This is a genomic window from Frigoribacterium sp. CFBP 8754 (assembly GCF_014841815.1).
Taxonomy (GTDB): domain Bacteria; phylum Actinomycetota; class Actinomycetes; order Actinomycetales; family Microbacteriaceae; genus Frigoribacterium; species Frigoribacterium endophyticum.
This window is the reverse complement of sequence record NZ_JACYUO010000001.1, coordinates 647,490-671,819: the sequence shown is the minus strand read 5'-3', so window position 1 is coordinate 671,819 and position 24,330 is coordinate 647,490. Positions and strand designations below refer to the sequence as shown.

Sequence of the window (24,330 nt, the reverse complement as noted above, 5' to 3'; positions counted from 1 at the left end):
GGGAGGCGGCGGGCCCGCCCGCCGGAGCGCCCGCTACGAGCGCCGGGTCGCGTCCTGGACCTCGCCGATGAGCTCCTCGAGGATGTCCTCGAGGAACAGCACGCCCTGCGTCGCCCCGTGCTCGTCGAACGAGCGGGCGACGTGCACGCCGCTGCGGCGCATGGTCGCGAGGGCGTCCTCCAGCTCGGTGCCGCGGTAGATCGAGATCAGCTGACGGATCCGCTTCGGCGGCACCGGGTCGTGGAACTCGTCGACGTCGAGGTCGATGACGTCCTTGAGGTGCAGGTAGCCCGTCGGGTCGCCGCCGTCGTCGACGAGCACGTAGCGCGAGAAGCCGTTCTGGGCGACGGCGCGCTCGACGTCGGACGGCGTCGCGTCCTCCGGCAGCGTGACGAGGCCCGACATCCGCACCGCGACGTCGTCGACGGTCTTCTCGGTGAACTCGAACGCGGCCTGCACGGTGCCGCTCGCGTCGGTGAGCGTGCCCTCGCGCTGTGACTGCGCGACGATCGTCGCGACCTCGTCGACCGTGAACGCGCTGGCCGCCTCGTCCTTCGGCTCCACCCCGAAGGCCCGCAGCACGGCGTTCGCCGACCAGTTGAGGGCGACGACCACGACGTGGAAGACGCGGGCGATCGCGACGAGCGGCGGGGCGAGCAGCAGCGCGGCCCGGTCGGGCAGCGAGAACGAGATGTTCTTCGGCACCATCTCGCCGAGCACCACGTGCAGGAACGACACGAGCACCAGCGTGATGACGAAGCCGACCACGCTCACGAGCTCCTCGCTGAGGCCGGTGAGGCCGAGCGGGCCCTCGAGCAGGTGGTGGATCGAGGGCTCCGACACGTTGAGGATGAGCAGCGAGCAGATCGTGATGCCGAGCTGCGTCGTCGCGAGCATCATCGTCGCGTGCTCCATCGCCCAGAGCGTCGTCTTGGCGGCGCGGCTGCCCGCCTCCGCCTTCGGCTCGATCTGCGAGCGACGGGCGCTGATGACGGCGAACTCCGCCGCCACGAAGAAGGCGTTGCCCATCAGCAGCAGCACGAGCCAGACGATGCCGAGCCAGTCGCTCATCGCGCGTCCTCCTTCGTCGTCGTCGTGGTCGTGCCGGCGCCGCGCCCCGCGGCCCGGGCGGCGGCCGCCGCCGTGGCGGCCCTGGTCGCCCGGTCGGTGCGGGTGGCGGGCCCGCCCGGCCCGCGGGCGTCGTCGTGCGCACCCTGACGCGCGTCGGCGATCTGCGACGAGCCGGCCCCGGTGCCGGAGGCGCGGTCAGCGTCACCGGCCTCGCTCGCCTCGTCGTCCGGGGTGGGGGTGAAGCGGATGCGGTCGATCCGGCGACCGTCGAGGCGCTCGACCCGGAAGGTGCCGGAGTCGCTCTCGACGACGTCGCCCACGAAGGGCAGGCGCCCGAGCTCGCTCATCAGCCAGCCGCCGACGGTCTCGTAGGGGCCCTCCTCCGGAACCTTGACCGACGCCCGCTCGAGCAGCTCGTCGGGGCGCAGGAGGCCCGGGAAGGTGAGCCAGTTGCGGGAGCGCACGACGTCGACGCGGCTGCGGTCGTGCTCGTCGGAGACCTCGCCGACGAGCTCCTCGATGAGGTCCTCGAGGGTGACGACCCCGGCGGTCCCGCCGTACTCGTCGACGACGACGGCCATCTGGTAGCCGCGCCCGCGCACCTCGGCGAGGAGGTTGTCGAGGGTCATCGTCTCGGGCACGCGGACGGCGTCGGTCTGCAGCGCCGACACGGGCACGTCGGCCCGCTTCTCGCGGGGCACGGAGACGGCCTGCTTGACGTGCACGAGGCCGACGACGTCGTCGATGCCGTCGTCGGTGACCGGGAAGCGCGACAGGCCCGTGCGGCGCGCGAGCTCGAGCACCGTCTCGGCGGAGTCGGTCCGCGTCACCGTCGACAGGCGGGGGCGGGGCGTCATCACGTCGGAGGCGGTGTGGTCGCTGAACGCCAGGGTGCGTGCCAGCAGGGTCGCGGTGTCGGTGTCGAGGCTGCCCTCGAACGCCGACCGACGGACGAGCGACGAGAGCTCCTCGGCGGTGCGGGCGCCCGAGAGCTCCTCCTTCGGCTCGATGCCGATCGACCGCAGGATGGCGTTGGCCGTCTCGTTGAGCAGCCGCACCGCGGGCTTGAACACCGTGGTGAAGCCGACCTGGAAGGGGATGACCAGCTTCGCCGTGCGCAGCGGCAGGGCGAGGGCGAAGTTCTTGGGCACGAGCTCGCCGATGATCATCGACAGGAGGGTCGCGACGACGATCGAGACGATCGGCGCGCCGACGTCGACGACCGGCTCGGGCACGCCCACCGCGGTGAGCGGCGGCTCGAGCAGCCGCGAGATCGCGGGCTCCATCGTGTAGCCGGTCAGCAGCGTCGTCAGCGTGATGCCGAGCTGGGCGCTGGAGAGGTGGGTCGAGGTGATGCGGAGGGCGCCGATGGTCGGGCCCAGGCCCTTCTCGCCCTTCTGCTCACGGGCCTCGAGGTCGGACCGGTCGAGGTTGACGAGGCTGAACTCGCTGGCCACGAACAGGCCGGTGCCGACGGTGAGCAGCAGGCCGATGCCGAGGAGGATCCACTCGTTCACGAGGAGCGGTCACCCCGCTCGGCGAGGAGATGGTGGGAGGGTGCGGTCGTCTGGGACGGAGGGTCATCCATAGGCGTGCGATCCTACCGCGCGCGGGCGCTCGCGCCCCCACCTGTCGAGCGGACGCGGGCCGCGTCCGCTACCAGCTGACCGGCAGCGCCTTGCCCTCCTCGTACCCCGCCGCCGACTGGACGCCGACGAGGGCCCGCTCGGCGAACTCGGGCAGGGTCGTCGCGCCGGCGTAGGTGAACGAGCTGCGGACGCCGGAGGTGATCATGTCGAGCAGGTCCTCGACGCTGGGGCGGAGCGGGTCGAGGTAGATGCGCGACGACGAGATGCCCTCGGCGAAGAGCGTCTTGCGGGCGAGCTCGTAGGGGTCGAGCCGCTCGAAGCGGCCCTGCACGGCCTTCGTCGAGGCCATGCCCCAGCTCTCCTTGTAGAGCCGGCCCTCCTCGTCGGCCGCCAGCTCGCCGGGGGCCTCGATCGTGCCCGCGAACCACGAGCCGATCATGACGGAGGCGGCGCCCGCGGCGAGCGCGAGGGCGACGTCGCGGGGGTACCGCACCCCGCCGTCGGCCCAGACGTGGGCGCCCAGCGCGCGGGCCGCCGCGGCCGTCTCGAGCACGGCCGAGAACTGGGGGCGGCCGACCGCGGTCATCATGCGGGTGGTGCACATCGCGCCCGGGCCGACGCCGACCTTCACGATGGAGGCCCCGGCGGCGACGAGGTGGCGCACCGCCTCCTCGGTGACGACGTTGCCGGCGGCGATCGGCAGGCCGAGCCCGAGGCCCGCGACCGCCTTGATGGCCCGGACCATGCCGTCCTGGTCGCCGTGCGCGGTGTCGATCACGAGCACGTCGACGCCGGCGGCGGCGAGCGCCCGCGCCTTCTCGGCGACGTCGCCGGTGATGCCGACGGCGGCGGCCACGCGGAGGCGCCCCCCGGCGTCGAGGGCCGGCCGGTACAGCGTGCTGCGGAGCGCGCTCTTGCGGCTGACCGTGCCGATGACACGGCCGTGGCGGAGCACCGGCGCGAAGTCGATCTCGGCCGCGACCATGCGGTCGAAGGCGGCGCGCGGGCCGTCGACGTCGTCGGCGTCGAGGGAGGTGAGGGCGCCGTGCAGCAGGTCGCCGAGCACGGCGTCGCGGGGCGCGGTGCCGAGGCGGGAGGCGGCGATGCAGCCGAGGTACGCGCCGGTGCCGTCGTGCAGCACGATGCCGTGGCCCTCGACGGCGGGGACGGTGCGGAGGGCCGTCTCGACGGTCTCGCCCGCGTCGAGCGAGTAGGGGGTGTCGTAGTCGACCGGCTGGGCCTTCACCCACCGGATGGCCGCGTCGAGCTGCTGCAGCGGCATGTCCTGCGGCAGGACGCCGAGGCCGCCGCGCCGGGCGAGGGTCGCCGCGAGTCGGGGCCCGGTCACCGAGTTCATGTTCGCCGAGACGATCGGCAGGGTGGCGCCGGTGCCGTCGCCCGGGGCGAGGCTCACGTCGAGGCGGCTCGTGACCGACGACCTGCTGGGCACGAGGAACACGTCGGAGTACGTCAGGTCGTGGGTCGGCGTCGTCTCGTAGAACCTCATGGCTCCACGGTAGCTCTCCTCGACCGCGCTGACTCCGTGGGATACGAGCCCGCCGGTGGGGCGCCTCCTGCGGGTCGCCCTGCCCGCGCTCGGTCGGATGCGCTTAAGCTGGGGCACCGTGGGCGGCGCTGCCCACGCACTGATCAACAATCAACGGAGAGTGGGCGATCGGCTGTGACGAGCCACGTGACGGGAACGACCGACGAGGGTGCCTTCGGCGCCAACGAGTGGTTGGTCGACGAGCTCTACGAGCAGTGGCTGGTCGACAAGAACGCGGTCGACGAGTCGTGGTGGCCCGTCCTCGAGGCGTACACGCCCGCCGACGGCGGAGGGTCCCCGGCCGGAGGCGCCGACGACGCCGCCTCCGCCCCGCAGTCCGCCGCCGCGGCGACCAGCACGCCCGCCGCGCCGGAGCCCGCCTCGACCGAGGGCGGCCAGGCCCAGGTCCCCGACGAGGTCGCCGGCGCCCCCGGCCAGGACGAGCCCGCCGCCCCGGCCCCCGCCCCGGCCGCGCCCGCCGGCAAGAAGGCGGCGAAGACCACGTCGGTGGAGCCCTCCGCGAAGCCCATCCCCGCCGACTCGCCCGCGAAGGCGCCGGAGCCGAAGCGCCCGGCCGCCGAGCCCACGCCGGAGCCCGAGGCCGTGGTCACGCCGCTCCGCGGCATGGCGAAGTCCCTCGCGACCAACATGGACGCCAGCCTCACGGTGCCCACCGCGACCAGCGTCCGCACCGTCGCGGCCAAGCTGATGATCGACAACCGCATCGTCATCAACAACCACCTGAAGCGTGCCCGGGGCGGCAAGGTGTCGTTCACGCACCTCATCGGCTGGGCCCTGGTGCAGGCGCTCAAGGAGTTCCCGAGCCAGAACGTCTTCTACGACGAGGTCGACGGCAAGCCCTCCGTCGTCACTCCCCCGCACATCAACCTCGGCCTGGCGATCGACATCCCGAAGCCGGACGGCACCCGTGCCCTCCTCGTGCCCGGCATCAAGAAGGCCGACGAGATGACCTTCGCCGACTTCCTGTCGGCGTACGAGGACGTCGTCCGCCGGGCCCGTGACAACAAGCTCACGGCGGCGGACTTCCAGGGCAACACGATCTCGCTGACCAACCCGGGAGGCATCGGCACCGTCCACAGCGTCCCGCGCCTCATGAAGGGGGCCGGCTCGATCATCGGGGCCGGTGCGCTCGACTACCCGGCCGAGTTCCAGGGCACGTCGTCGAAGACCCTCGTCGAGCTCGGCATCGGCAAGACCGTGACGCTGACGAGCACCTACGACCACCGCGTCATCCAGGGCGCGGGCTCCGGCGAGTTCCTCAAGAAGGTCAACGAGCTGCTCATCGGGCAGCGCGGCTTCTACGAGGAGATCTTCGCGGCCCTCCGCATCCCCTACGAGCCCATCCACTGGAACGCCGACATCAACGTCAACCTCGCCGAGCGCGTGGGCAAGACGGCGCGCGTGCAGGAGCTCATCAACAGCTACCGCGTGCGCGGCCACCTGATGGCCGACATCGACCCGCTGGAGTACCGCCAGCGCACCCACCCCGACCTCGCCATCGAGAGCCACGGGCTGACCTTCTGGGACCTCGACCGCGAGTTCGTCACGGGGGGCCTCGGGGGCCGCACCTCCGCCCTGCTGCGCGACATCCTCGGCATCCTCCGCGACTCCTACTGCCGCACGATCGGCGTCGAGTACATGCACATCCAGGACCCTGCGCAGCGGGCCTGGGTGCAGCAGCACGTCGAGGTGCCGTACGTGAAGCCCTCGCACGACGAGCAGATGCGGATCCTCGCGAAGCTCAACGAGGCGGAGGCGTTCGAGACCTTCCTGCAGACGAAGTACGTCGGCCAGAAGCGCTTCAGCCTCGAGGGCGGCGAGTCGGCGATCGCCCTGCTCGACACGGTCATCCAGCAGGCCGCCCGGGAGGGCCTCGAGGAGGTCGCGATCGGCATGGCCCACCGCGGCCGCCTCAACGTGCTGACGAACATCGCCGGCAAGACGTACGGCCAGATCTTCCGCGAGTTCGAGGGCACCCAAGATCCCAAGACGGTCCAGGGCTCCGGCGACGTGAAGTACCACCTCGGCACCGAGGGCGAGTTCACGAGCGCGACCGGCGAGACCATCCCCGTCTACCTCGCGGCGAACCCCTCGCACCTCGAGGCCGGCGACGGCGTGCTCGAGGGCATCGTCCGCGCGAAGCAGGACAGAGGGCCGAAGGGCGTCTTCGCCACGCTGCCCGTGCTGGTGCACGGCGACGCGGCCATGGCCGGCCAGGGCGTCGTCGTCGAGACGCTGCAGATGTCGCAGCTGCGCGGCTACCGCGTCGGCGGCACCATCCACGTCGTGATCAACAACCAGGTGGGCTTCACGACGCCGCCGTCCGAGTCGCGCACCTCGGTCTACTCGACCGACGTCGCGAAGACGATCCAGGCGCCGGTCTTCCACGTCAACGGCGACGACCCCGAGGCCGTGGCGCGCGTCGCCGAGCTCGCGTTCTCGTACCGCCAGCAGTTCAAGCGCGACGTCGTCGTCGACCTGGTCTGCTACCGCCGCCGCGGCCACAACGAGGGCGACGACCCGTCGATGACGCAGCCGCTGATGTACAACCTCATCGAGGCCAAGCGCAGCGTCCGCACCCTGTACACCGAGGCGCTCGTCGGCCGCGGCGACATCACACAAGAGGAGTACGACGGCGCCCACCGCGACTTCCAGGACCGCCTGGAGCGGGCCTTCGCCGAGACGCACGCGGCCCAGACCGGGTCGATGCCGGTGGTCACCGACGACGCGGGCGACGTCGACGACCTCGAGCGACCCGTGTCGCAGCGCGACGACCGCACCGGCGAGCCCGAGACGACCGGGGTGTCGCTCGACCTGATCCACGCGATCGGCGACGCGCACGACAACCCGCCCGAGGGCTTCTCGGTGCACCCGAAGCTGTCGCAGCTGCTGCGCAAGCGCGTCGACATGAGCCGCGCCGGCGGCATCGACTGGGCCTTCGCCGAGCTGCTCGCGATGGGCTCGGTGCTCACCGAGGGCACGCCCGTCCGGCTCGCCGGCCAGGACAGCCGTCGCGGCACCTTCGTGCAGCGCCACTCCGTGCTGCACGACCGCGAGAACGGCCAGGAGTGGCTGCCGCTCCAGAACATCACCGACGACCAGGCGAACCTCTGGATCTACGACTCGCTGCTCAGCGAGTACGCGGCGATGGCGTTCGAGTACGGCTACTCGGTCGAGCGGGCCGACGCGCTCGTGATGTGGGAGGCGCAGTTCGGCGACTTCAGCAACGGCGCGCAGACCGTCATCGACGAGTTCATCTCGAGCGCCGAGCAGAAGTGGGGCCAGCGCTCCAGCGTCGTGCTGCTGCTGCCGCACGGCTACGAGGGCCAGGGCCCCGACCACTCGTCGGCGCGCATGGAGCGCTTCCTGCAGCTCTGCGCGGAGGACAATATCACCGTCGCGCGCCCCTCGACCCCCGCCTCCTACTTCCACCTGCTGCGCCGCCAGGCCTACGCCCGGCCGCGGCGCCCGCTCGTCGTCTTCACCCCGAAGGCGATGCTGCGGCTGCGCGGCGCGACGAGCGGCGTCGACGCGTTCACCTCGGGCCGCTTCGAGCCGGTGCTCGACTGCACGCGGGTCTCCGACCCGTCGGCGACGAAGCGCATCGTGCTGCACTCGGGCAAGATCCACTACGACCTGACGGCCGAGCTCGACAAGCGCGGCGTCGGCGACGACGTCGCCCTCGTGCGCCTCGAGCAGCTCTACCCGCTGCCGCTGGAGCGGATCCGCGAGGTGCTGTCGCGCTACCCGCAGGCCGAGCTGGTCTGGGCCCAGGAGGAGCCCGAGAACCAGGGCGCCTGGCCGTTCGTCGTGCTCGAGCTGCAGAAACACCTCGACCGCCCGATCCGGGTCGCGTCGCGCCCCGCCTCGGCGTCGCCGGCGGCCGGCTCGACGAAGGCCAGCGCGGCGCAGCAGGCCGAGCTGATCGCGGCGGCGCTCACGCTGTAGCGCCGTCGGGGTGAAGCCCGCCGACCGCGGCGGACGAGACGGAGGGTGACGTCGGCCGAGCCGATGTCGCCCTCCGTCGTGCCGGGCTCCCGGAGCCGAGGAGGCGCGGGGCGACCCTGGTGCGCATGCCCGCTCCCGGAGACCCCGCCTCCCCCACCCGCCTCGCCCCGCTCGACGACGCACCTCCTGCCGCTCCCCGACCCTCGGTGCCGCGCTCCGGAGCCAGCCGGCCGCCCCGGCAGGTCGGCGTGGACGTCGCCCGGGGCCTCTGCGTGCTGCTCGTCGCGCTGCACCACGCGATCCTCTACCCGGCCGACGTGCCGGAGTGGCTGCGCGACGTGACGATCGCCCTGGCACCGTTCCGGATGCCGCTCCTGATGTTCCTCTCGGGGGCCCTGGTGCCCGCGACCGTCGGTCGTGGGGCCCGGTCGTTCCTGCTCGCGCGCGCCCGGAACGTCCTGTGGCCCCTCGTCGTGTGGGGCGCGGTCATCGTCGCCGTCGACGTCGCCCGGGGCATCGCCCTGGGCCGGCTCGACGAGGCCGTCGCGGACACCACGTCGCACCTGCCGTGGGGCACCTGGTTCCTGGCCTACCTGCTCATCTTCGGGGTGGTGGCCCTCCTGGCCCGACGACTCCACCCCGGTCTCCTGGCCGCGGGCGCGGCGCTCGCGTCGCTGACCGTGCCCGAGCTCCCCGGCGACCTGCCGGGTCGGTTCTGGGCCATGGCCGTCTTCTTCTTCCTGGGCGTCTGGTCGGGCCGTCGACCCGAGGCCCTCCGTCGGGCCTGCGGATCACGGGGCGCCGTGCTGGTGAGCGCGGTCGTGGTCGCCGCGACGGCGGCCGTGGCGGTCGCGCTGGGGGGCGACTCCCCCGCCTTCCAGCCGTGGGCAGCGCTGCCGGTCGCCGGGTCGTTCGTCGCGCTCGTCGCGGGTGCGACCTGGCTCGGTCGTCGACGGGTCGGCCGCTTCCCCGCACTGGTGGGCGGACGGAGCATCACCTGGTACCTGCCGCACACCATCGGGGTCAAGGCGGGGCACGACCTCAGCGTGGCGCTCGGAGCGCCTCCGCTCGTGGAGGTCGCCCTCTGCCTGATCGGCGCCCTCTCGATCGGCGCCCTCCTCCACCTCGTGGTCACGCGCTGGCCGCGGGCGGACGTGCTCTTCCGGTGGCCACGCCGGACGGCTCCCGGGCGGTGATGCGCTGAGCGGTTGTCAGGATGTGGAATGTCACGTAACATCTCAGATGCGACATCCTCTCACCACGACCGGCCCCCGCCGCTGACGAAGGACTCCCATGCACCTCTCCGCCCGCTCCACCCGCCTCGCGGCGTTCGCCGCCCTCCCCCTCGCCGTCGTCATCAGCGGCGTCGTCGTCGGCACCAGCTCGTACGCCGCCTTCTCCGACACCACCGAGAACGCCGGCAACAGCTGGGCCACCGGCAAGGTCGCGATCAGCGACGACGACGAGGGCCAGGCGCTCTTCGAGGTCGCCGGCCTGCTGCCGGGCGACACCGGCTCGAACTGCCTCACGGTCACGGCCGACACGAGCGCCGCCAGCACCGTCCGGCTCTACGCGAGCGACACGGTCGATCTCGACGCCCTCGGGTCGTCCCTGGCCGTCGTCGTCGAGCGGGGGGCCCCCGAGGCGACCTGCGAGCGGTTCGTCCCCGGTGGCGACATCCTCTTCGCCGGCACCCTCGCCGAACTGGCGACCTCGACCTCGTTCGCCGACGGCGTGGGCGACTGGAGCGTGCCCGCCGGCACGACCGACTCCCTGTGGCGGGTCACGTACCACCTCGCCGACGACGCGACGAACGCCCTGCAGGAGGCTGAGGCGGCGACGACGTTCGTCTGGGAGGCGCAGAACGACTGACCGACGGCGCGCCGGCGGCGGCCCCGTGCCCCGCCGGCACGCACCCGTCGCCCCCGAACGCCGTCCGTCCGCTCCGCACCCGACCGCCACCCGAGGGATCCCCGTGCCCCACCTCGTCCGCTCCTGCCCGGGCGACCTGCCCGTGGTCGCCGTCGCCACGGCGGCGCGCACCGCGCTCTGGACGGTCGCCCTGCTCGCCCTCTGGTGCGTGCTCCCGGCCGCCGCCGGGTGGGCGGTGACGACGGTCGCGAGCGACTCGATGGCACCGCGCCTCCGCACCGGCGACGTCGTCGCGGCCGTGCCGATCGACGGCGCCGACGCGGTGCCGGGCCAGGTGCTCCTCGTCGACGACCCCGACCACGCCGACCGCCTGCGACTGCACCGGCTCGTCCGCACCGGCGACGAGGGGCTGCGCCTCCGGGGCGACGCCAACGCCGCCGACGACAGCAGCCCGGTCTCCCCGGCCGCCGTCCACGGCGCGGGCGTGCTGCGCGTGCCGGCCGTGGGCCTGCCCGGCGTGTGGCTGCGACAGGGCGCCGTCGCGCCGATCCTGCTGCTCGTCGCGGCGGCGTCGGTGATCTCGGTGCTCGCCCGCGCCGACCGCGACGTCCGGCAGGGGCTGCCCTGCCGCCGTTGCGGTGCTCCGCGGTGGGAGACCGACGCGCCCTCCGTCGGCGAGCCGACCCGCGCCTCCGGCCCGGTGCGCCTCGCCGCGGGCGCGCTGGTGGTCGTGGCGGTCGCCGCCGCCGGCACGACGAGCGACGCCGCCTTCTCGGCGACCACCGGGTCGGCGGTCACGGCCTCGACCGACACCTTCCCGTGCTTCGGCGGCCCGCTGGTCGACGACCCGGTGCTGGCCTGGGGCTTCTCGGAGCCACGGGGCGGCGACGTCCGCGACGAGAGCGGCCACGGGCACCTCGGCCGGTCGGCCTCCGGCCCCGTGCGGAACGACGCTCCCTGCGACGGCGACCCGTCGATGAGCCTCGACGCCCCGGACGCCCGCGTGCAGAGCACCGTGGTCGGCCCCGCGCCCTCGACGTTCTCGGTCGAGGCGTGGTTCCGCACCGAGAGCGCCGGCGGGAGGATCGTCGGCTACAGCTCGAGCACCTCCGCCGCGTCGCCCTACAAGGACCGCCACCTCTACGTCGGGGCCGACGGCACCCTGCACTTCGGCGTGCAGGGGTCGAACGACTTCCGCTTCGCGCTCGGCGGGCGGAGCGTGGTGACCGACGGCGAATGGCACCACGCCGTCGGCACGTTCCGGCCCGGCAGCACGGAGCTCTGGCTCGACGGCGAGCTGCAGGGCCGCCGGACGGACGCCCGCGCCCTCAAGGCGTACAACGGCTCGTGGCGGGTCGGCCGCGAGTCACTCGCGTCGTGGGCCGGTGAGCCGACCGATTACACCCTCCGGGGCGACGTCGACACGGTGCGGGTGTACGACACCGCGCTCGACGCGGCCGCGGTGGCGGCGCACCACGCCGCCGGGCGCTGAGCCCGGGGCGCCCGGGAGCTGACGGGCGTCTCCGGGCCACGAGGCCGGGGCGACGTCACCTCGACCAGGACCCTGCGAGAGGGCCCTCAGACGAGCTTCGAGTACCGCACGCCCGCCTCGTGGTACCCGCGCTTGCGGTAGAACCGGTGCGCCGAGTCCGTGGCCGCGGCCGACACCGCGTCGAGCGTGCGGGCGCCGTGCCCCCGGGCCCACCCCTCGAAGTGGCCGAGCAGGTACGACCCGAGGCCGTCGCCGCGGGCGGCGTCGGCGACGACGAGCAGCAGCAGCTGGGCGGTCGGGGCGTCGGCGTTGTACGCCCACGTGACGTGCGCGCCGGCCACCGCCGAGACGCGCCCGGCCGCGTCACGGACGACCCAGGTCTCGTGGCCGGCCTCCGCCGTGAGACGGGCCAGGCGGGCCGACAGCACGTCGGCGTCGAGGGCGTAGCCCAGCGAGCTGATCAGCGAGACGAGGTCGTCGAGGTCGTCGGGCGTCGGGGTGCCGAGCACCTCCACCGTGGCGGTCATGACGCCGACGCTAGCGCAGTGCCGCGGTGCGTGACGACGGTGCGCCGGGGGGCTGCGGTTCCGGGGAGCCGACCCGCGACTCCCCGGGGTCGGTCAGTGCTGGGCCTGGAGGGCCCGCAGCCGCGCGAGCACCGTCGAGCGCAGGTCTTCGGGGGCCGTCTCGCGGCACGCGCGCTGCACAGCCTCGGTGAGCACCTCGCCCACCTTGCGCTCGCCCGCGCAGTCGGCGCAGTTCGCGATGTGCTCGCGGATGTCGGCCGCGTCCTCGCGGCACAGCTCTCCGTGGAGGTACTCCTCGAGCTCGGCCTTGGTCTTGTCGCACCCGCAGTCGGTCATCGCTTGCTGCCCTTCGTCGTCGTGCCGGCCGGCACCGCGATGCCGCGGTCGCGTGCGTAGTCGGCGAGGAGGCCTCGGAGGAGGCGGCGACCACGGTGGAGGCGGCTCATGACCGTGCCCACGGGGGTCTTCATGATGTCGGCGATCTCCTGGTAGGAGAAGCCCTCGACGTCGGCGAAGTAGACGGCCATCCGGAAGTCCTCGGGGACCTTCTGCAGGGCGTCCTTCACGGCGCTGTCGGGGAGGTGGTCGATCGCCTCGGCCTCGGCCGAGCGCGTGGAGCCGGAGGTGCGCGTCGCCGACTCGGCGCCGCCCATCTGCCAGTCCTCGAGCTCGTCGATGGTGCCCTGGTAGGGGTCGCGCTGCTTCTTGCGGTACGTGTTGATGAACGTGTTGGTCTGGATGCGGTACAGCCAGGCCTTCAGGTTGGTGCCCTGCTGGAACTGCCGGAAGGCGGCGAACGCCTTGACGAACGTCTCCTGCACGAGGTCGGAGGCGTCGGCGGGGTTGCGCGTCATCCGCATCGCGGCGGCGTAGAGCTGGTCCATGAACGGCAGCGCCTGCTCCTCGAAGAGGGAGCGGAGCTCGGCCTCGCCCGGAGGCGTCGCCTCGGCCTCGGCGGGGCCGACCTCGTCGGCGCCGGCCTCGCCCGCGGCCCCGTCGGTCGCGGGGGCGACGACGGCGCGCTCGGGCACGGGCGCAGCGGCGGTCGCGCTGGTCGCGGGGGTGGGCTCGTCGCCCTCGGGGGTGATCATCAGGGCCGATTCTAGTTCGGCCACGGTGATGCGCCCCGGAAGCGTCATCGGTGCAAGTGCTGTGGGCACACGTCCTCCAGGTCGTCGCTGCATTACCCTGGTGAACCGATGCAGGTGTACAGGTATTCCGCGCCCGAGTTCTCCCCCTACGACGACGGCCGCGTGCCCGAGGCGGACCCGGGGCGCTGGGTCGCGCCGCGGGCGGCCGGGCCGCTCCGCGCCTCCCTCTCGCTGCCCGGGTCGAAGTCGCTGACGAACCGCGAGCTCGTGCTGTCGGCCCTCGCCTCCGGCCCCTCCCGCCTGCGGGCGCCGCTGCACTCGCGCGACACCGCGCTGATGATCCAGGCCCTGCGGTCGCTCGGCACCACGATCGACGACGTCGAGTCGGGCGAGCCGTTCGGCCCAGACCTCGAGATCACCCCCGGTGAGCTGCAGGGCGGGGTCACCGTCGACTGCGGCCTGGCCGGCACCGTCATGCGGTTCCTGCCCCCGGTCGCCGCGCTGGCCCTCGGCCCCGTCACGTTCGACGGCGACGAGTCGGCCCGCCGCCGCCCGATGGCGACCACGGTCGCCTCGCTGCGGGCGCTCGGCGTCGAGGTGGCCGACGACGGCCGCGGCTCGCTGCCCTTCAGCTTCTACGGCACCGGCGAGGTCGAGGGAGGCGCGGTGCAGATCGACGCGTCCGCCTCCAGCCAGTTCGTGTCGGGGCTGCTGCTCTCGGCCCCGCGCTTCTCGCGCGGCCTGACCCTGACCCACACCGGCGAGAGCCTGCCGAGCATGCCCCACATCGAGATGACGGTCGACGCCCTCGCGCAGCGCGGCGTCGAGGTGACCTCGCCGTCGGCCGGCGTCTGGGAGGTGCCCGCGGGCCCGATCGCCGGCCGCGACCTCGTCATCGAGCCCGACCTGTCGAACGCGGCGCCCTTCCTGGTCGCGGCGCTCGTCGCGGGCGGCACGGTCTCGATCGCCCACTGGCCCGCCGAGACGACGCAGGTCGGCGCCGACCTGATCGAGCTGCTGCCCCTCTGGGGCGCGACCGTCACGCTCGAGGGCGACGTGCTCACGGTCGACGGCGGCGACGGACTGATCGGCGGCGGCTCGCTGCCCGGCGTCGACGTCGACCTGTCGCGCGGCGGTGAGCTCGCCCCCGCGCTGGTCGCCCTCGCGGCCCTGGCCTCCGGGCCGAGCACGATCACCGGCATCGGCCACCTCCGCGGCCACGAGACCGACCGCCTCGCGGCCCTCGCGAGCGAGATCAACGCCCTCGGCGGCCGGGTGACCGAGCTCGACGACGGCCTGCACCTCGAGCCCTCCCCCCTGCACGCCGGCCAGTGGCGCTCGTTCGAGGACCACCGCATGGCGACGGCCGCGGCGATCATCGGCCTCGCGGTCGACGGCGTCGAGGTCGACGACGTGCGCGTGACGACGAAGACGCTGCCGCAGTTCACCGAGCTGTGGAGCGAGCTGCTCGGTCGCCGCGTCAGCGAGCGGCCCGCCGACATCGACCTGCTCGGCTTCCTGTAGGCGCCGGCATGAGCTGGTGGAGCGACGTCGAGGGCGACGCGGACGACGAGGCCTACGGCGAGTACGACGAGAGCTCGGTGCGCGTGCGCCCGAACCCGAAGGCCAACCGGCCGCGCACGAAGCAGCGGCCGGCGTACGACCAGGCCGAGGAGGGCGTCGTCTGGACGGTCGACCGCGGCCGCTACGGCGTGCTGATGGACGCCGGCACCCCCGACGAGCGCGAGATCACGACCGCTCGGGCCCGCGAGCTGGGCAAGAAGAGCGTCGTGACGGGCGACCGCGTCGGCGTCGTCGGCGACACGAGCGGTGCCGAGGGCTCGCTGGCCCGCATCGTGAAGGTGCAGGAGCGCACGACGCTGCTGCGGCGCAGCGCCGACGACAGCGACGCCGTCGAGCGCGTGATCGTGGCGAACGCCGACCAGATGCTGATCGTCGTGGCCGCGGCCGACCCCGAGCCGCGCCCCCGCCTCGTCGACCGCTACATGGTGGCCGCGTTCGACGCGGGCGTCGAGCCGATCCTCTGCATCACGAAGACCGACCTCGCCGACCCGGCGCCGTTCGCCGCGCACTTCGCGTGCCTCGACCTGCGGATCGTGACGACCACCTCCACGTCGTTCGACCCGCTGCCCGACGGCTCGCCGTCGCCCGTGCTCGACGAGCTGCGCGAGCTGCTCGACGGCCACGTGACGGTGACGGTGGGGCACTCGGGCGTGGGCAAGTCGACGCTCGTGAACGCGTTGACCGGCTCGCAGCGCGAGGTCGGCGTGGTGAACGCCGTGACCGGCCGCGGGCGGCACACGTCGTCGTCGACCGTGTCGTTCAAGGTGCCGAGCGGCGGCTGGATCGTCGACACCCCCGGCGTGCGGTCCTTCGGCCTCGGCCACGTCGACCCCGAGAACATCCTCAAGGCGTTCGCGGCGCACGCGCTGCCCGCCGACGGGCCCGCGCCCGACGGGATCCCCCTCGCCGAGGCCCACGACTGGGAGATCGTCGACCGCGTCGAGGCCGGCGAGCTCGGCGAGACCGGGCGCGAGCGGCTCCGGTCGCTGCAGACGCTGCTCGCCTCGAAGGGCGGGGTCAGCGGCCGCGACCAGGCCGCGCGCGACGACGACGCCCGCGGCGACGAGCAGCCGTAGCCGCGACGCGTCTCGGGGTGGCGGTCCGCCGGGTGCGTGCGCACCGGCCCGTCCGGGGGCTGCTGGCTGCAAATGCCGACCGGGGATGATCTGAGACCCGGAAAAGCACTTGTTCTGCGGCTCACCGGTCTCGTTCAGTCGGCATTTGCCGCAAGAAGGTGGCCTGAGGAGGCGCGGTGCGGGTCGGGCAGGACGGGTCAGCCGGAGGCGCGGTGCCGGCCGGCCGCGCTCGGTACGCTGGCGAGGTGACCGACCCGACCCGCGACTCCTCGTCCGCTGCCGACCCGAGAGGCTCGGCCGAGTGGGCCGACGACCTGCGGCTGGCGCTGCAGCTGGCCGACGCGGCCGACGCGATCAGCACCGAGCGCTACCGCTCGGCGGACCTGCACGTGTCGCTGAAGCCCGACCGCACGCCCGTGACCGACGCCGACCAGGCCGTCGAGCGGGCGATCCGGGCCGGCATCGAGGCCGAGCGCCCCGGCGACACCTTCTTCGGCGAGGAGTACGGCGACGACGGCGCCTCGCACCGCCAGTGGATCGTCGACCCGATCGACGGCACGGCGAACTTCCTGCGCGGGGTGCCGGTGTGGGCGACCCTGATCTCGCTCGTCGTCGACGGGGTGCCGGTGCTCGGGGTCGTGAGCGCGCCGATCCTCGGGCGGCGCTGGTGGGCGACGCGGGGCGGCGGGGCGTTCTCGTCCGAGCACGGCACCGCTCCCCTGCGCGTGTCGGGGGTGAGCGACCTCGCCGACGCGTCGCTGAGCTACAACGGCCTCGAGTACTGGCGCGACGCCGGTCGGCTCGACCAGCTGCTCGACCTCACCGGCCGGGTCTGGCGCACGCGGGCCTACGGCGAGTTCTGGTCGTACATGCTCGTCGCCGAGGGCAGCGTCGACGTGGCGGGCGAGTTCGGGCTCGAGCCGTACGACATGGCGGCGGTCATCCCGATCGTCGAGGAGGCGGGGGGCCGGTTCTCGAGCGCCGACGGCCGGCCTGGCCCGTGGCACGGCAGCGCCCTCGCGACCAACGGGCTGCTGCACGACGGGGTGCTCGGGGTCGTCGCGGGCTGAGCAGCACGCAAGAGCCCGTCCGAGCCGAGCAGTCGTGAACCGGAGGCGCGGGCCGCAGGGCGCCACCCGGCGACCCGCCTCATCCCTCCGGACTAGCTCGCGCCCGGGCAGTCCCATCCCCCGGGGTGATGCCGTGCGTCGCGGCGACCGCTTGACTGGCCGCAGGTCGACGCCGCACCCCGGAGGGGTCCTGTCCACGGACGGGCCGGCGCACCAGGGGCCCCGCGGCTCGCCTGCCCTGAGGGCGGGCTGCGGGGGCTCCGTCAACGCCGGGGGCGCCGCCCACGGCGACGTCACCGCCTCGTGAAGGAGCCCCTCATGCCCGTCGTCACCGCCGCCTCCGTCGTCTCCCCCTCGAGCAGCACCGTCAGCGCCGTCGACCCGGCCGCCGTCGACCTCCCCGCGACGCACGACGTCGACATCACGGCGTGGCTCGTCGCCGCGCTGGCGTCCTCGCCCGCGACCGCCTGACTCGCCGACCGGCGGGGCCCCGCGACGCACGTCGTCGGGGAGCCGCTCCGGGCGCGACGACCCCGCCCGGCGGGGCGGACCTCATCAGGCGCTGGCCGCCTCCCCCACGCGCCCCTGCTTGCGGGCCCGCAAGTCGAGCAGCGCCAGCACGAGCGCGACCGCCACGAGGGCGATGGTGACGAAGAAGCCGCTGCGGTAGGCCGCGTGGTAGACGTCGAGCGACGCGTCGGACCCGGCACCGGCGATGACCGAGTAGAAGGTCGAGACCGCGGCCGCCGTGCCGATGGCGGTGCCGGCGCGCTGGCCGACCTGGCCCATCGAACCGGCGACGCCGCCCATCTCGACCGGCACCTCCGCCAGGGTGAGGGTCTGGTTCGGCGAGATGACGAAGCCGCCGCCCGCTCCGGCGACGAGCATGCCGACGCCCATCGCGTAGGGCGTGATCTCCTGCGGGGTCAGCACCGCGGCGAGCAGCAGCAGCACGAAGCCGCCGGCGACGAGGGCGAGGCCGAGCACCACGAGGCTGCGGCCGTACTTGTCGACGATGCGGCCGCCGTAGAACGCCGCGACCGCGGAGGTGAGCGCGAACGGGATCGTCACCATGCCGGCGTAGACGGGCTCGAGGCCGAGGCCCTGCTGCAGGTAGAGCGTGGTGAGCAGGAACGTGGCGGGCAGAGCGCAGAAGTAGACGGTGGCGATGAGGGTGCCGTTGCGGTACGACGCGAGCGAGAACAGCGAGAAGTGGACGACGGGCGACTTGCCGCGGGCCTTGTAACGCTGCTCCCACGCGACGAAGGCGGCGCCGAACCCGACGAACCCGATGAGGAAGAGCCAGCGGAGGGGCTCGTCGCCCTGGCCGGTGGTCAGCACGAACGGCAGCATCAACGTGAGGATGGTGAGGCCGAGCAGCACGATGCCGACGAGGTCGAGCTCGTTGTGGCCGCTCGGGGCGGTCGTCGCCCGCGGCAGCAGCTTGAGGGCGAAGACGATCGCGACGATGCCGAGGGGCACGTTCATCCAGAACAGCAGGCGCCAGCCGTCCTGGTCGCCGCCGATCGCGATGAGGAGGCCGCCGAGGGTCGGGCCGAAGGCGGTCGAGATGCCGATGACGGCGCCGAAGAGCCCGAAGGCGCGACCGCGCTCCTTGCCCTGGAAGAGCTGCTGCACGAGCCCCAGCACCTGGGGCATCTGGATGCCGGCCGCGACCCCCTGGAGGATGCGGGCGACGACGAGCAGCTCGATGCTCGGGGCGAGGGCGCAGAGGATGCTCGCGATCGTGAACGCGCTCAGCCCGATGACGAACATGAGGCGGCGCGACTTGAGGTCGCCGAGGCGGCCGGAGGGCACGAGGGAGAGGCCGAAGGCGAGGGCGTAGCCAGCGACGATCAGCTGCAGGGCGGTCGGCCCGGCGCCGAGCGAGGCCTCGATGCTCGGCAGGCCGACGTTGACCTTCGACAGGTCGAGGATGGTGAGGGCGGCGACGCCGACGCAGACGCCGAACGCCTGCCACTTCTGGCGGTCGGTGATCTGCCCGCGTTGGCCGGGGGCCGCGGGCGCTCCGTCGGAGTCGCGGGCAGAGGAGGAGTCGGATGTCTTCGTCATGGGATGCTCCTGTCTTACACCTGTCGGTCGCCGCCGCCCCGCCGCCTCGATAAGCTCGGTCGTCGCCCGACCGCCTCGAGAGAACGGCTCCGCCATCAGCACGTCGACCACGACCCCGACCTCGCGGGGGCAGAGCTCGTACCGCGCGATGTTCACCGGGGCCCCGGTGCGCGGGGCGAACCCCGTCGTGCTCTTCGTCGTCACGGTCCTGTGGGCCTGGCTGCGAGTCCCCGAGGCCGCCCGCGACACGCTCTGGGCCGAGGACGGCCGCGACTTCCTCGCGGACAGCGCCGCCGCCTCCGCTGGCTCCCTCTGGGCGACGCCCTACGCGGGCTATCTCCACCTGCTGCCCCGCGTCATCGCCGACGCCGTGACGGCCTCGGTCGACGTCGAGCAGTGGGCGCTGGCGATGACGGCCGCGAGCTGCCTGACGGTCGGCGTGGTGGCCGTCGTCGTCTGGGCCTGCACGGCCGACCTCGTGACGAGCCCCAGCGCCCGGGGAGCCCTGGCACTGACGCCCGTGCTGCTCCCGGTCGTGTCGGTCGAGGTGCTCGGCAACGTCGCGAACCTGCACTGGTTCCTGCTCTGGGTCACGCCGTGGGTGCTGCTGCACCGCCCGCGGACCCGTGTCGGCGTCGTGCTCGCGACCCTCGGCCTGTTCGTCGTCGGGGCGACGGAGATCCAGGCCGTCCTGTTCGTCCCGCTGCTGCTCTGGGGGTGGCGAGACGCACGCCGCTGGCCGGCCAGGGGCGCGCTGCTGGCAGGGCTCGTCGCCCAGGCCGTCGCCGCCGTGTCGTCGCCCCGCGAGGAGATTGCCGGCGCGCCGGGCAGCCTGGCGGACCTCGTCACGGGGTACCTCGTCAACGTACCGGGCGGTGCCCTCTGGGCCGACGCCTCCTCCGTCGGCGAGATCGCGGACGGCCGCCTGTGGCTGCTCGCCCTCGCCGCGCTGCCCTTCGTCGCGGCCGGAGCGTGGGTGCTCCTCCGGGGCACGGCACTCCAGCGGGTGGCCGCCCTCACCCTCCTCGGGGGCTCGATGGGCGCCTACGCGGGCGCGTACCTCGCCAACGGCTACCACCGGGCCTTCTACTCGACGTGGGGGCCCGCCGAGTGGGAGGCCTTCTCGTTCAGCCGCTACGGCGTCGTGCCCGGCATGCTCCTCGTGGCGCTCCTGCCCTTGGCGCTGGGCGTCGCGCTGGGTCGCCGACGGCGCTTCGCCGCGGTCGTGCTGGGCCTCCTGCTCGCCGTCGTGACCCTCGTGCAGGTCGTGCAGACGGGGTCGGTCGACGGTGCCCGCGCGGCGGGCCCCGAGTGGGCCGGCGGTGCCGACGCGGTGGTCGAGCAGTGCGAGACCGGCCAGGCCGAGGCCGTCGCGCCGATCGCGCCCGGAGGGCCGTGGACGATCACCCTCCCGTGCTCGTACGTCGAGGCGCACGACTGAGCGTCGACGCCCGGAGCTGACCTGCGGGATCCCCCGGCGCGGTCGCAGGCGGACACCGCTACCGTGGGCCGGATGACGACGCGACGGCTGCGGACGACCGCCGCCCGTCTGCTCGCGGCCTGGCTCGTCGTGCTCGCCCTCGTCGGATCGTCCGTCGCGCTCGTCCCGGCCGTCGCCGAGGTGGCGCGGTCGACCTGGGCCGACGTGCTCGCCCTGACGCGGCCGATCGGCCTGCTCACCATGTCGGACGGCTACACGCAGGTGGCCGCGATCGCGCTGGCGCTCGCACCGCTCCTCCCCCTGGCCGACGTCGCCACGGGCTTCCGTCGCCGACGGGCGCTGCTGTGCACCGCCGCCGTGCTGGGGGTCGTGGCGGTCGTGGTGCTGACGGCGGCGACTGCGGGAGGCGCGGTGCCGGTCCGCGCCCGCCTCACCTCCCTGACGGTGGCCGTCGCGGTCGGGCTCGCGCTCGGTGCCCTGATCAGTGCGGCGCTCCGCCCCCTGCTGGGCGCTCACCCCGCCGGAACACCCGGCCCTGCGACGCGGCGCCTCGCGGTCCGGTCCGCGCTCGGCTACGGCGCGTTCGTGGCGCTCGTGGCCTTCACGTCGAGGCCGGTCGACAGCGGGGTGACTCCCCTGCTGATCCGGGTGCTCGACCGGCTGCACACCATCGGCTTCCCCGCGTGGATGAGCTACAGCGCCGTCGAGTTCACGGCCAACATCGTCTTCTTCGTGCCGGTCGGGCTGATCGTGGTGCTGCTCGTCGGCCTGCGCCGCTGGTGGTGGGGCGCCGTGGCCGGGTTCGTGATCAGCGGCAGCGTCGAGCTCGGCCAGCTGCTCTTCCTCCCGGACCGCTTCGCCTCGCTGGACGACCTGCTCGCGAACACGACGGGGGCGCTGCTCGGGGCCCTGCTGGGAGTGACCATGCTCGGACACGTCGTTGCTCGGCACGGACAGCCATAGCCGCGTTCGCGATCACTCGTACTGAGCCGACGCTAGCCGATCCCACGATCATTCCTTTCAAGTCATCGCGCCCGCAGCGTTACCAGGACCCGACATGCGATCCCGAGAACGCGAGGCCTGGCCCGTTGTCAACCAAAGGGGATGAGAGCTGACAGTCTTGGCAGCGACACAGATGCGTTCTGTCAGCTTGGTCGGGCTGGACCCCCTCGCCAACCTCAAGTGGGGCGCGGCCCTGAGCACACGATGTTGGTCACCGTCGGCTCAGACCTCCATGTTCCTCGTTCTCGTCAAGGTCGATTCGTTTGATGTCCAGCGCGTACCATCGCATACACGCTGAAGAGATGGAGAAGGAGAAGAACCGTCGTTTCCACGCCACGCCGTGCAGAGCCGCATGAGCCCACCAGTGTGATTCTTATCGACCACACGAGCCAGCCGGGTGGAGCAGAGCTCGCACTTCCCCGCATTGCACGTCATAGTCGGCTTTCGTGGCAGTTCGCATTCCTCGAACCGCTGACTAACGCTCTGCCCTTCGACGATGGCGTGGTCGTTGTCGCTCCAAAGAAACAACAAGGCCCGCTGGCTCAGATGTTCTTCCTGAGGCGTCTGCTTCGCGAACATCCTGGGGACGTCATAGCGTCGAATACGCTGCGGGCCGCCGTACTTGTCGCGGCGCTACAGTCGCGACACCAAGTACACGTCCAGCTCCTGCGCGACGGGGTCTCTTCAGATTCCCTGTCCTTGGGAAAACGGCTGGCTAGTCGCTTTGCGTTCTCTCGGGTCACGAAGATCTTGCCCAACAGCGTCTGGACTGGCCGGTCGGTCCCTTCCCGCTTTCGTGAACGGGTGAGCGCACCGGTCTTTTCCCCGTCGGGGACACCAGCCGACGTCGTCACCCAAGCCCCTGACGATCTCCCGGACATCCCGCTGCGGTTGCTCAGCCTAAGTCGTGTTGTGGAGTGGAAGGGCATCCACGTCATCCTCGAGGCCCTCTCCCTTCTCACCGCCGACACCTCGTCAAGCAGTATCGAACTAACCATCGCTGGCGACGCTCTGATGGGTAGCGAGGCGTACGTCGAGCGCCTCCGATCAGCGGCTGCCGCGCTCCCATTCGTGGTGGTCTTCCTCCCGCACCAGCTCGACGTCGATACCCTCTTAACTCAACACGACGTCCTCGTGCACGCATCTATACGTCCAGAACCGTTCGGTCAGGTGATCGTCCAGGGCCTCAGCCACGGGCTGCCTGTCTTGGCCAGTCGAGGAGGCGGACCCAACGAACTCATTCGGGACGGGGAAACAGGGTTGTTGCATGAACCTGGTGACCCCCGGAGTCTCGCGGCGTCTATCTCTCTGCTCTTGAAGCAACCGGCCACGCGGAAGCTCTTAGGGACAGCAGGGGCACGAGCCGCAGCGAGCTTCTCCGACACGACCTGCGTCAGCCTTCTCGACGCTGAGCTCGTCCAGGTCATGACCTCCAACGGACGCTGACAAGGCCTGAGAGAACTCAGCTGACGGCTAGCCCGTTGGGACTAGGGCAGCGAACTTGCGGAGCGCAGCGTCGAGTAGGACGTGAGCTAACCTTGCGAACATGCAGAGCGTAAGCCGCCCGGTTGATCAAGCGAACGCGGCGCGTTTGCCCCGTCGCGATCGGTCGCTCGATGGACTTCGTGGACTTGCCGCCATGGTCGTCGTCATTCACCACTCATTGCTCGTCATTCCCGCGTTCGCAGCTCCGTATGACGGGATACGGGCAGCTCCATCCATAGCTTGGCTCACCTACTCTCCGCTCCATGTCGTCTGGGCTGGACGAGAGGCCGTTTACGTCTTCTTCATCCTCAGCGGCCTCGTACTGACAGCGTCGGTCATGAAAAGCCCAGCCTTTTCCTGGGTTGCTTACTACCCGAGCCGTCTACTGCGCCTCTACTTGCCGGTTTGGGCTTCCATCGGAGTCGCAGTACTACTGATGACCTTCGTGCCTAGAGAATTCGGCGTGGGAGACTCCTCGTGGGTCAGGGGTCACGACGAAATTGTCACCGGGCCCAGCGTCCTGCGCGACGCCGTTCTAGTGACGGGTACGTCCGGGATCAACAGCGCCCTCTGGTCGCTTCGCTGGGAAGTGATCTTCTCGGTCCTTCTCCCCCTCGTCGTGCTTGTGGCCGTCAAATTTCAGCATCTGTGGCATGTAGTTGTTGCAGCGTCGCTTCTCGCGGTCGCTGCAGGCACTGCGCTGAACGTAACTGCCCTGCAGTTCCTGCCATTGTTCTTCGTAGGGGCCATCATGGCCCCCCACCTGGAGCGGCTGAGACGCCTCGGCGCACTGATCGACCTTTTGAAGAGACCGGCCTTAACGTGGGCTGGCTTGTTCGTGGGCGCAGTGTTCCTCACGACCTCGTATTGGACTTTGTCCTTGATCTCAGGTCGAGGCATATTTCGTCTCGCCGCTGTCCTGGAAGTAGTCGGAGCTGGGCTGCTCGTCGCCCTGGCGATTGTCATGCCGACGTTAAAGAGAGCGCTCGAGAGCCGTCTCGTCTTATTCCTCGGGGGGATCTCCTTCAGCCTTTACCTGGTGCATGAGCCCATCGTGGTAGCCATCTCAGAGCTGCTCCCCGCGGGCAGCAAGGCATGGACATTGATGCTCGCAGTACCGGTGTCGCTGGCTGTTGCCTACGCGTTTTTCAAGGCAGTAGAGGGGCCGTCCCACAAGCTGTCCCGAAGAGTGCATGATTTTCTCATCGCCTCTGGCCCCGCCAGTCGAGTGACCCAACCCGCACAAAAAGGCACACCTCACGCAGGGTGACAAGCTGAGAAGACACCTCGTCTAGAGTTGCCCTCGGTAGTCGTTCATGGCCCAGACCCGTAACCATCGTGGCGGATGAGATGGATGTTCGCGGACGCCGCCGCCCTTCGTCCCCGCCCGACATCCCGCGCACGACGTTCAGAAATGGATGCCGGTGCCGCGTGGGCCCAGA

19 protein-coding genes are annotated in these 24,330 nt (G+C 72.1%); 12 read left to right on the top strand and 7 right to left on the bottom strand.

The window, feature by feature from the left end; translation table 11 throughout:
- Positions 1–33 precede the first annotated feature (33 nt).
- The 3 genes from IFT72_RS03080 to IFT72_RS03070 form a co-directional block, all read right to left on the bottom strand.
- Complete coding sequence (locus IFT72_RS03080; RefSeq protein WP_056053761.1) at positions 34–1,071, bottom strand: hemolysin family protein; 1,038 nt, start codon at positions 1,069–1,071, stop codon at positions 34–36.
- Positions 1,068–2,588: a CNNM domain-containing protein gene (locus tag IFT72_RS03075; RefSeq protein ID WP_192045536.1), complete on the bottom strand. Its 1,521-nt coding sequence runs from the start codon at positions 2,586–2,588 to the stop codon at positions 1,068–1,070. The genes IFT72_RS03080 and IFT72_RS03075 overlap by 4 nt, the downstream gene beginning before the upstream one ends.
- Before the next feature lie 139 nt (positions 2,589–2,727).
- Entirely contained in the window at positions 2,728–4,167 is a 1,440-nt protein-coding gene (locus IFT72_RS03070) for a GuaB1 family IMP dehydrogenase-related protein (RefSeq protein ID WP_192045535.1), read from the bottom strand.
- A 174-nt stretch (positions 4,168–4,341) separates the two neighbouring features.
- On the opposite strand from IFT72_RS03070, the gene IFT72_RS03065 reads away from it, so the two are divergent.
- From IFT72_RS03065 to IFT72_RS16580, 4 genes are all read left to right on the top strand, one after another.
- Positions 4,342–8,175, top strand: a complete 3,834-nt coding sequence (locus IFT72_RS03065; RefSeq protein WP_192045534.1) for a multifunctional oxoglutarate decarboxylase/oxoglutarate dehydrogenase thiamine pyrophosphate-binding subunit/dihydrolipoyllysine-residue succinyltransferase subunit — start codon at positions 4,342–4,344, stop codon at positions 8,173–8,175.
- A 125-nt stretch (positions 8,176–8,300) separates the two neighbouring features.
- A complete protein-coding gene (locus IFT72_RS03060) occupies positions 8,301–9,371 on the top strand; it encodes an acyltransferase (RefSeq protein WP_192045533.1) in 1,071 nt (356 codons plus the stop codon).
- A gap of 97 nt (positions 9,372–9,468) precedes the next feature.
- A complete protein-coding gene (locus tag IFT72_RS03055; protein ID WP_192045532.1) occupies positions 9,469–10,047 on the top strand; it encodes a hypothetical protein in 579 nt (192 codons plus the stop codon).
- A gap of 103 nt (positions 10,048–10,150) precedes the next feature.
- Positions 10,151–11,539 carry a LamG-like jellyroll fold domain-containing protein gene (locus IFT72_RS16580; protein WP_192045531.1) on the top strand — a complete coding sequence of 463 codons (1,389 nt, stop codon included), beginning with the start codon at positions 10,151–10,153 and terminating at the stop codon, positions 11,537–11,539.
- A gap of 86 nt (positions 11,540–11,625) precedes the next feature.
- On the opposite strand, the gene IFT72_RS03045 is transcribed toward IFT72_RS16580, so the two are convergent.
- From IFT72_RS03045 to IFT72_RS03035, 3 genes are all read right to left on the bottom strand, one after another.
- The gene (locus IFT72_RS03045) at positions 11,626–12,066 is read right to left on the bottom strand and encodes a GNAT family N-acetyltransferase (protein WP_167258892.1); all 441 of its coding nucleotides are present in this window, start codon (positions 12,064–12,066) and stop codon (positions 11,626–11,628) included.
- A 93-nt stretch (positions 12,067–12,159) separates the two neighbouring features.
- Entirely contained in the window at positions 12,160–12,402 is a 243-nt protein-coding gene (locus tag IFT72_RS03040) for a zf-HC2 domain-containing protein (protein WP_056053738.1), read from the bottom strand.
- Positions 12,399–13,157: a sigma-70 family RNA polymerase sigma factor gene (locus IFT72_RS03035; RefSeq protein WP_197981063.1), complete on the bottom strand. Its 759-nt coding sequence runs from the start codon at positions 13,155–13,157 to the stop codon at positions 12,399–12,401. The genes IFT72_RS03040 and IFT72_RS03035 overlap by 4 nt, the downstream gene beginning before the upstream one ends.
- Before the next feature lie 108 nt (positions 13,158–13,265).
- On the opposite strand from IFT72_RS03035, the gene aroA reads away from it, so the two are divergent.
- The 4 genes from aroA (at position 13,266) to IFT72_RS03015 (ending at position 17,358) form a co-directional block, all read left to right on the top strand.
- Positions 13,266–14,681, top strand: a complete 1,416-nt coding sequence (aroA, locus tag IFT72_RS03030; protein WP_192045530.1) for a 3-phosphoshikimate 1-carboxyvinyltransferase — start codon at positions 13,266–13,268, stop codon at positions 14,679–14,681.
- 8 nt (positions 14,682–14,689) lie between these two features.
- Positions 14,690–15,817: a ribosome small subunit-dependent GTPase A gene (gene rsgA, locus IFT72_RS03025; protein ID WP_167258889.1), complete on the top strand. Its 1,128-nt coding sequence runs from the start codon at positions 14,690–14,692 to the stop codon at positions 15,815–15,817.
- Between the two features lie 245 nt (positions 15,818–16,062).
- Entirely contained in the window at positions 16,063–16,887 is an 825-nt protein-coding gene (locus tag IFT72_RS03020) for an inositol monophosphatase (protein ID WP_371741150.1), read from the top strand.
- A gap of 318 nt (positions 16,888–17,205) precedes the next feature.
- Positions 17,206–17,358: a hypothetical protein gene (locus IFT72_RS03015; protein WP_192045529.1), complete on the top strand. Its 153-nt coding sequence runs from the start codon at positions 17,206–17,208 to the stop codon at positions 17,356–17,358.
- A gap of 84 nt (positions 17,359–17,442) precedes the next feature.
- Here IFT72_RS03015 and IFT72_RS03010 read toward each other — a convergent pair whose 3' ends face one another.
- Positions 17,443–18,960 (bottom strand): MFS transporter, encoded by a 1,518-nt coding sequence (locus tag IFT72_RS03010; RefSeq protein WP_192045528.1) that lies wholly within the window; start codon positions 18,958–18,960, stop codon positions 17,443–17,445.
- A gap of 148 nt (positions 18,961–19,108) precedes the next feature.
- On the opposite strand from IFT72_RS03010, the gene IFT72_RS03005 reads away from it, so the two are divergent.
- The 4 genes from IFT72_RS03005 to IFT72_RS02990 all read left to right on the top strand — a co-directional run bounded on the left by IFT72_RS03005 (position 19,109) and on the right by IFT72_RS02990 (position 24,158).
- On the top strand, positions 19,109–20,401 hold the full coding sequence (locus tag IFT72_RS03005) for a hypothetical protein (RefSeq protein ID WP_192045527.1): 1,293 nt from the start codon (positions 19,109–19,111) through the stop codon (positions 20,399–20,401).
- 72 nt (positions 20,402–20,473) lie between these two features.
- Positions 20,474–21,364 (top strand): VanZ family protein, encoded by an 891-nt coding sequence (locus tag IFT72_RS03000; RefSeq protein WP_192045526.1) that lies wholly within the window; start codon positions 20,474–20,476, stop codon positions 21,362–21,364.
- 843 nt (positions 21,365–22,207) lie between these two features.
- The gene (locus tag IFT72_RS02995) at positions 22,208–22,849 is read left to right on the top strand and encodes a glycosyltransferase family 4 protein (RefSeq protein WP_192045525.1); all 642 of its coding nucleotides are present in this window, start codon (positions 22,208–22,210) and stop codon (positions 22,847–22,849) included.
- Between the two features lie 100 nt (positions 22,850–22,949).
- The gene (locus tag IFT72_RS02990) at positions 22,950–24,158 is read left to right on the top strand and encodes an acyltransferase (RefSeq protein ID WP_256414082.1); all 1,209 of its coding nucleotides are present in this window, start codon (positions 22,950–22,952) and stop codon (positions 24,156–24,158) included.
- Positions 24,159–24,330 lie beyond the last annotated feature (172 nt).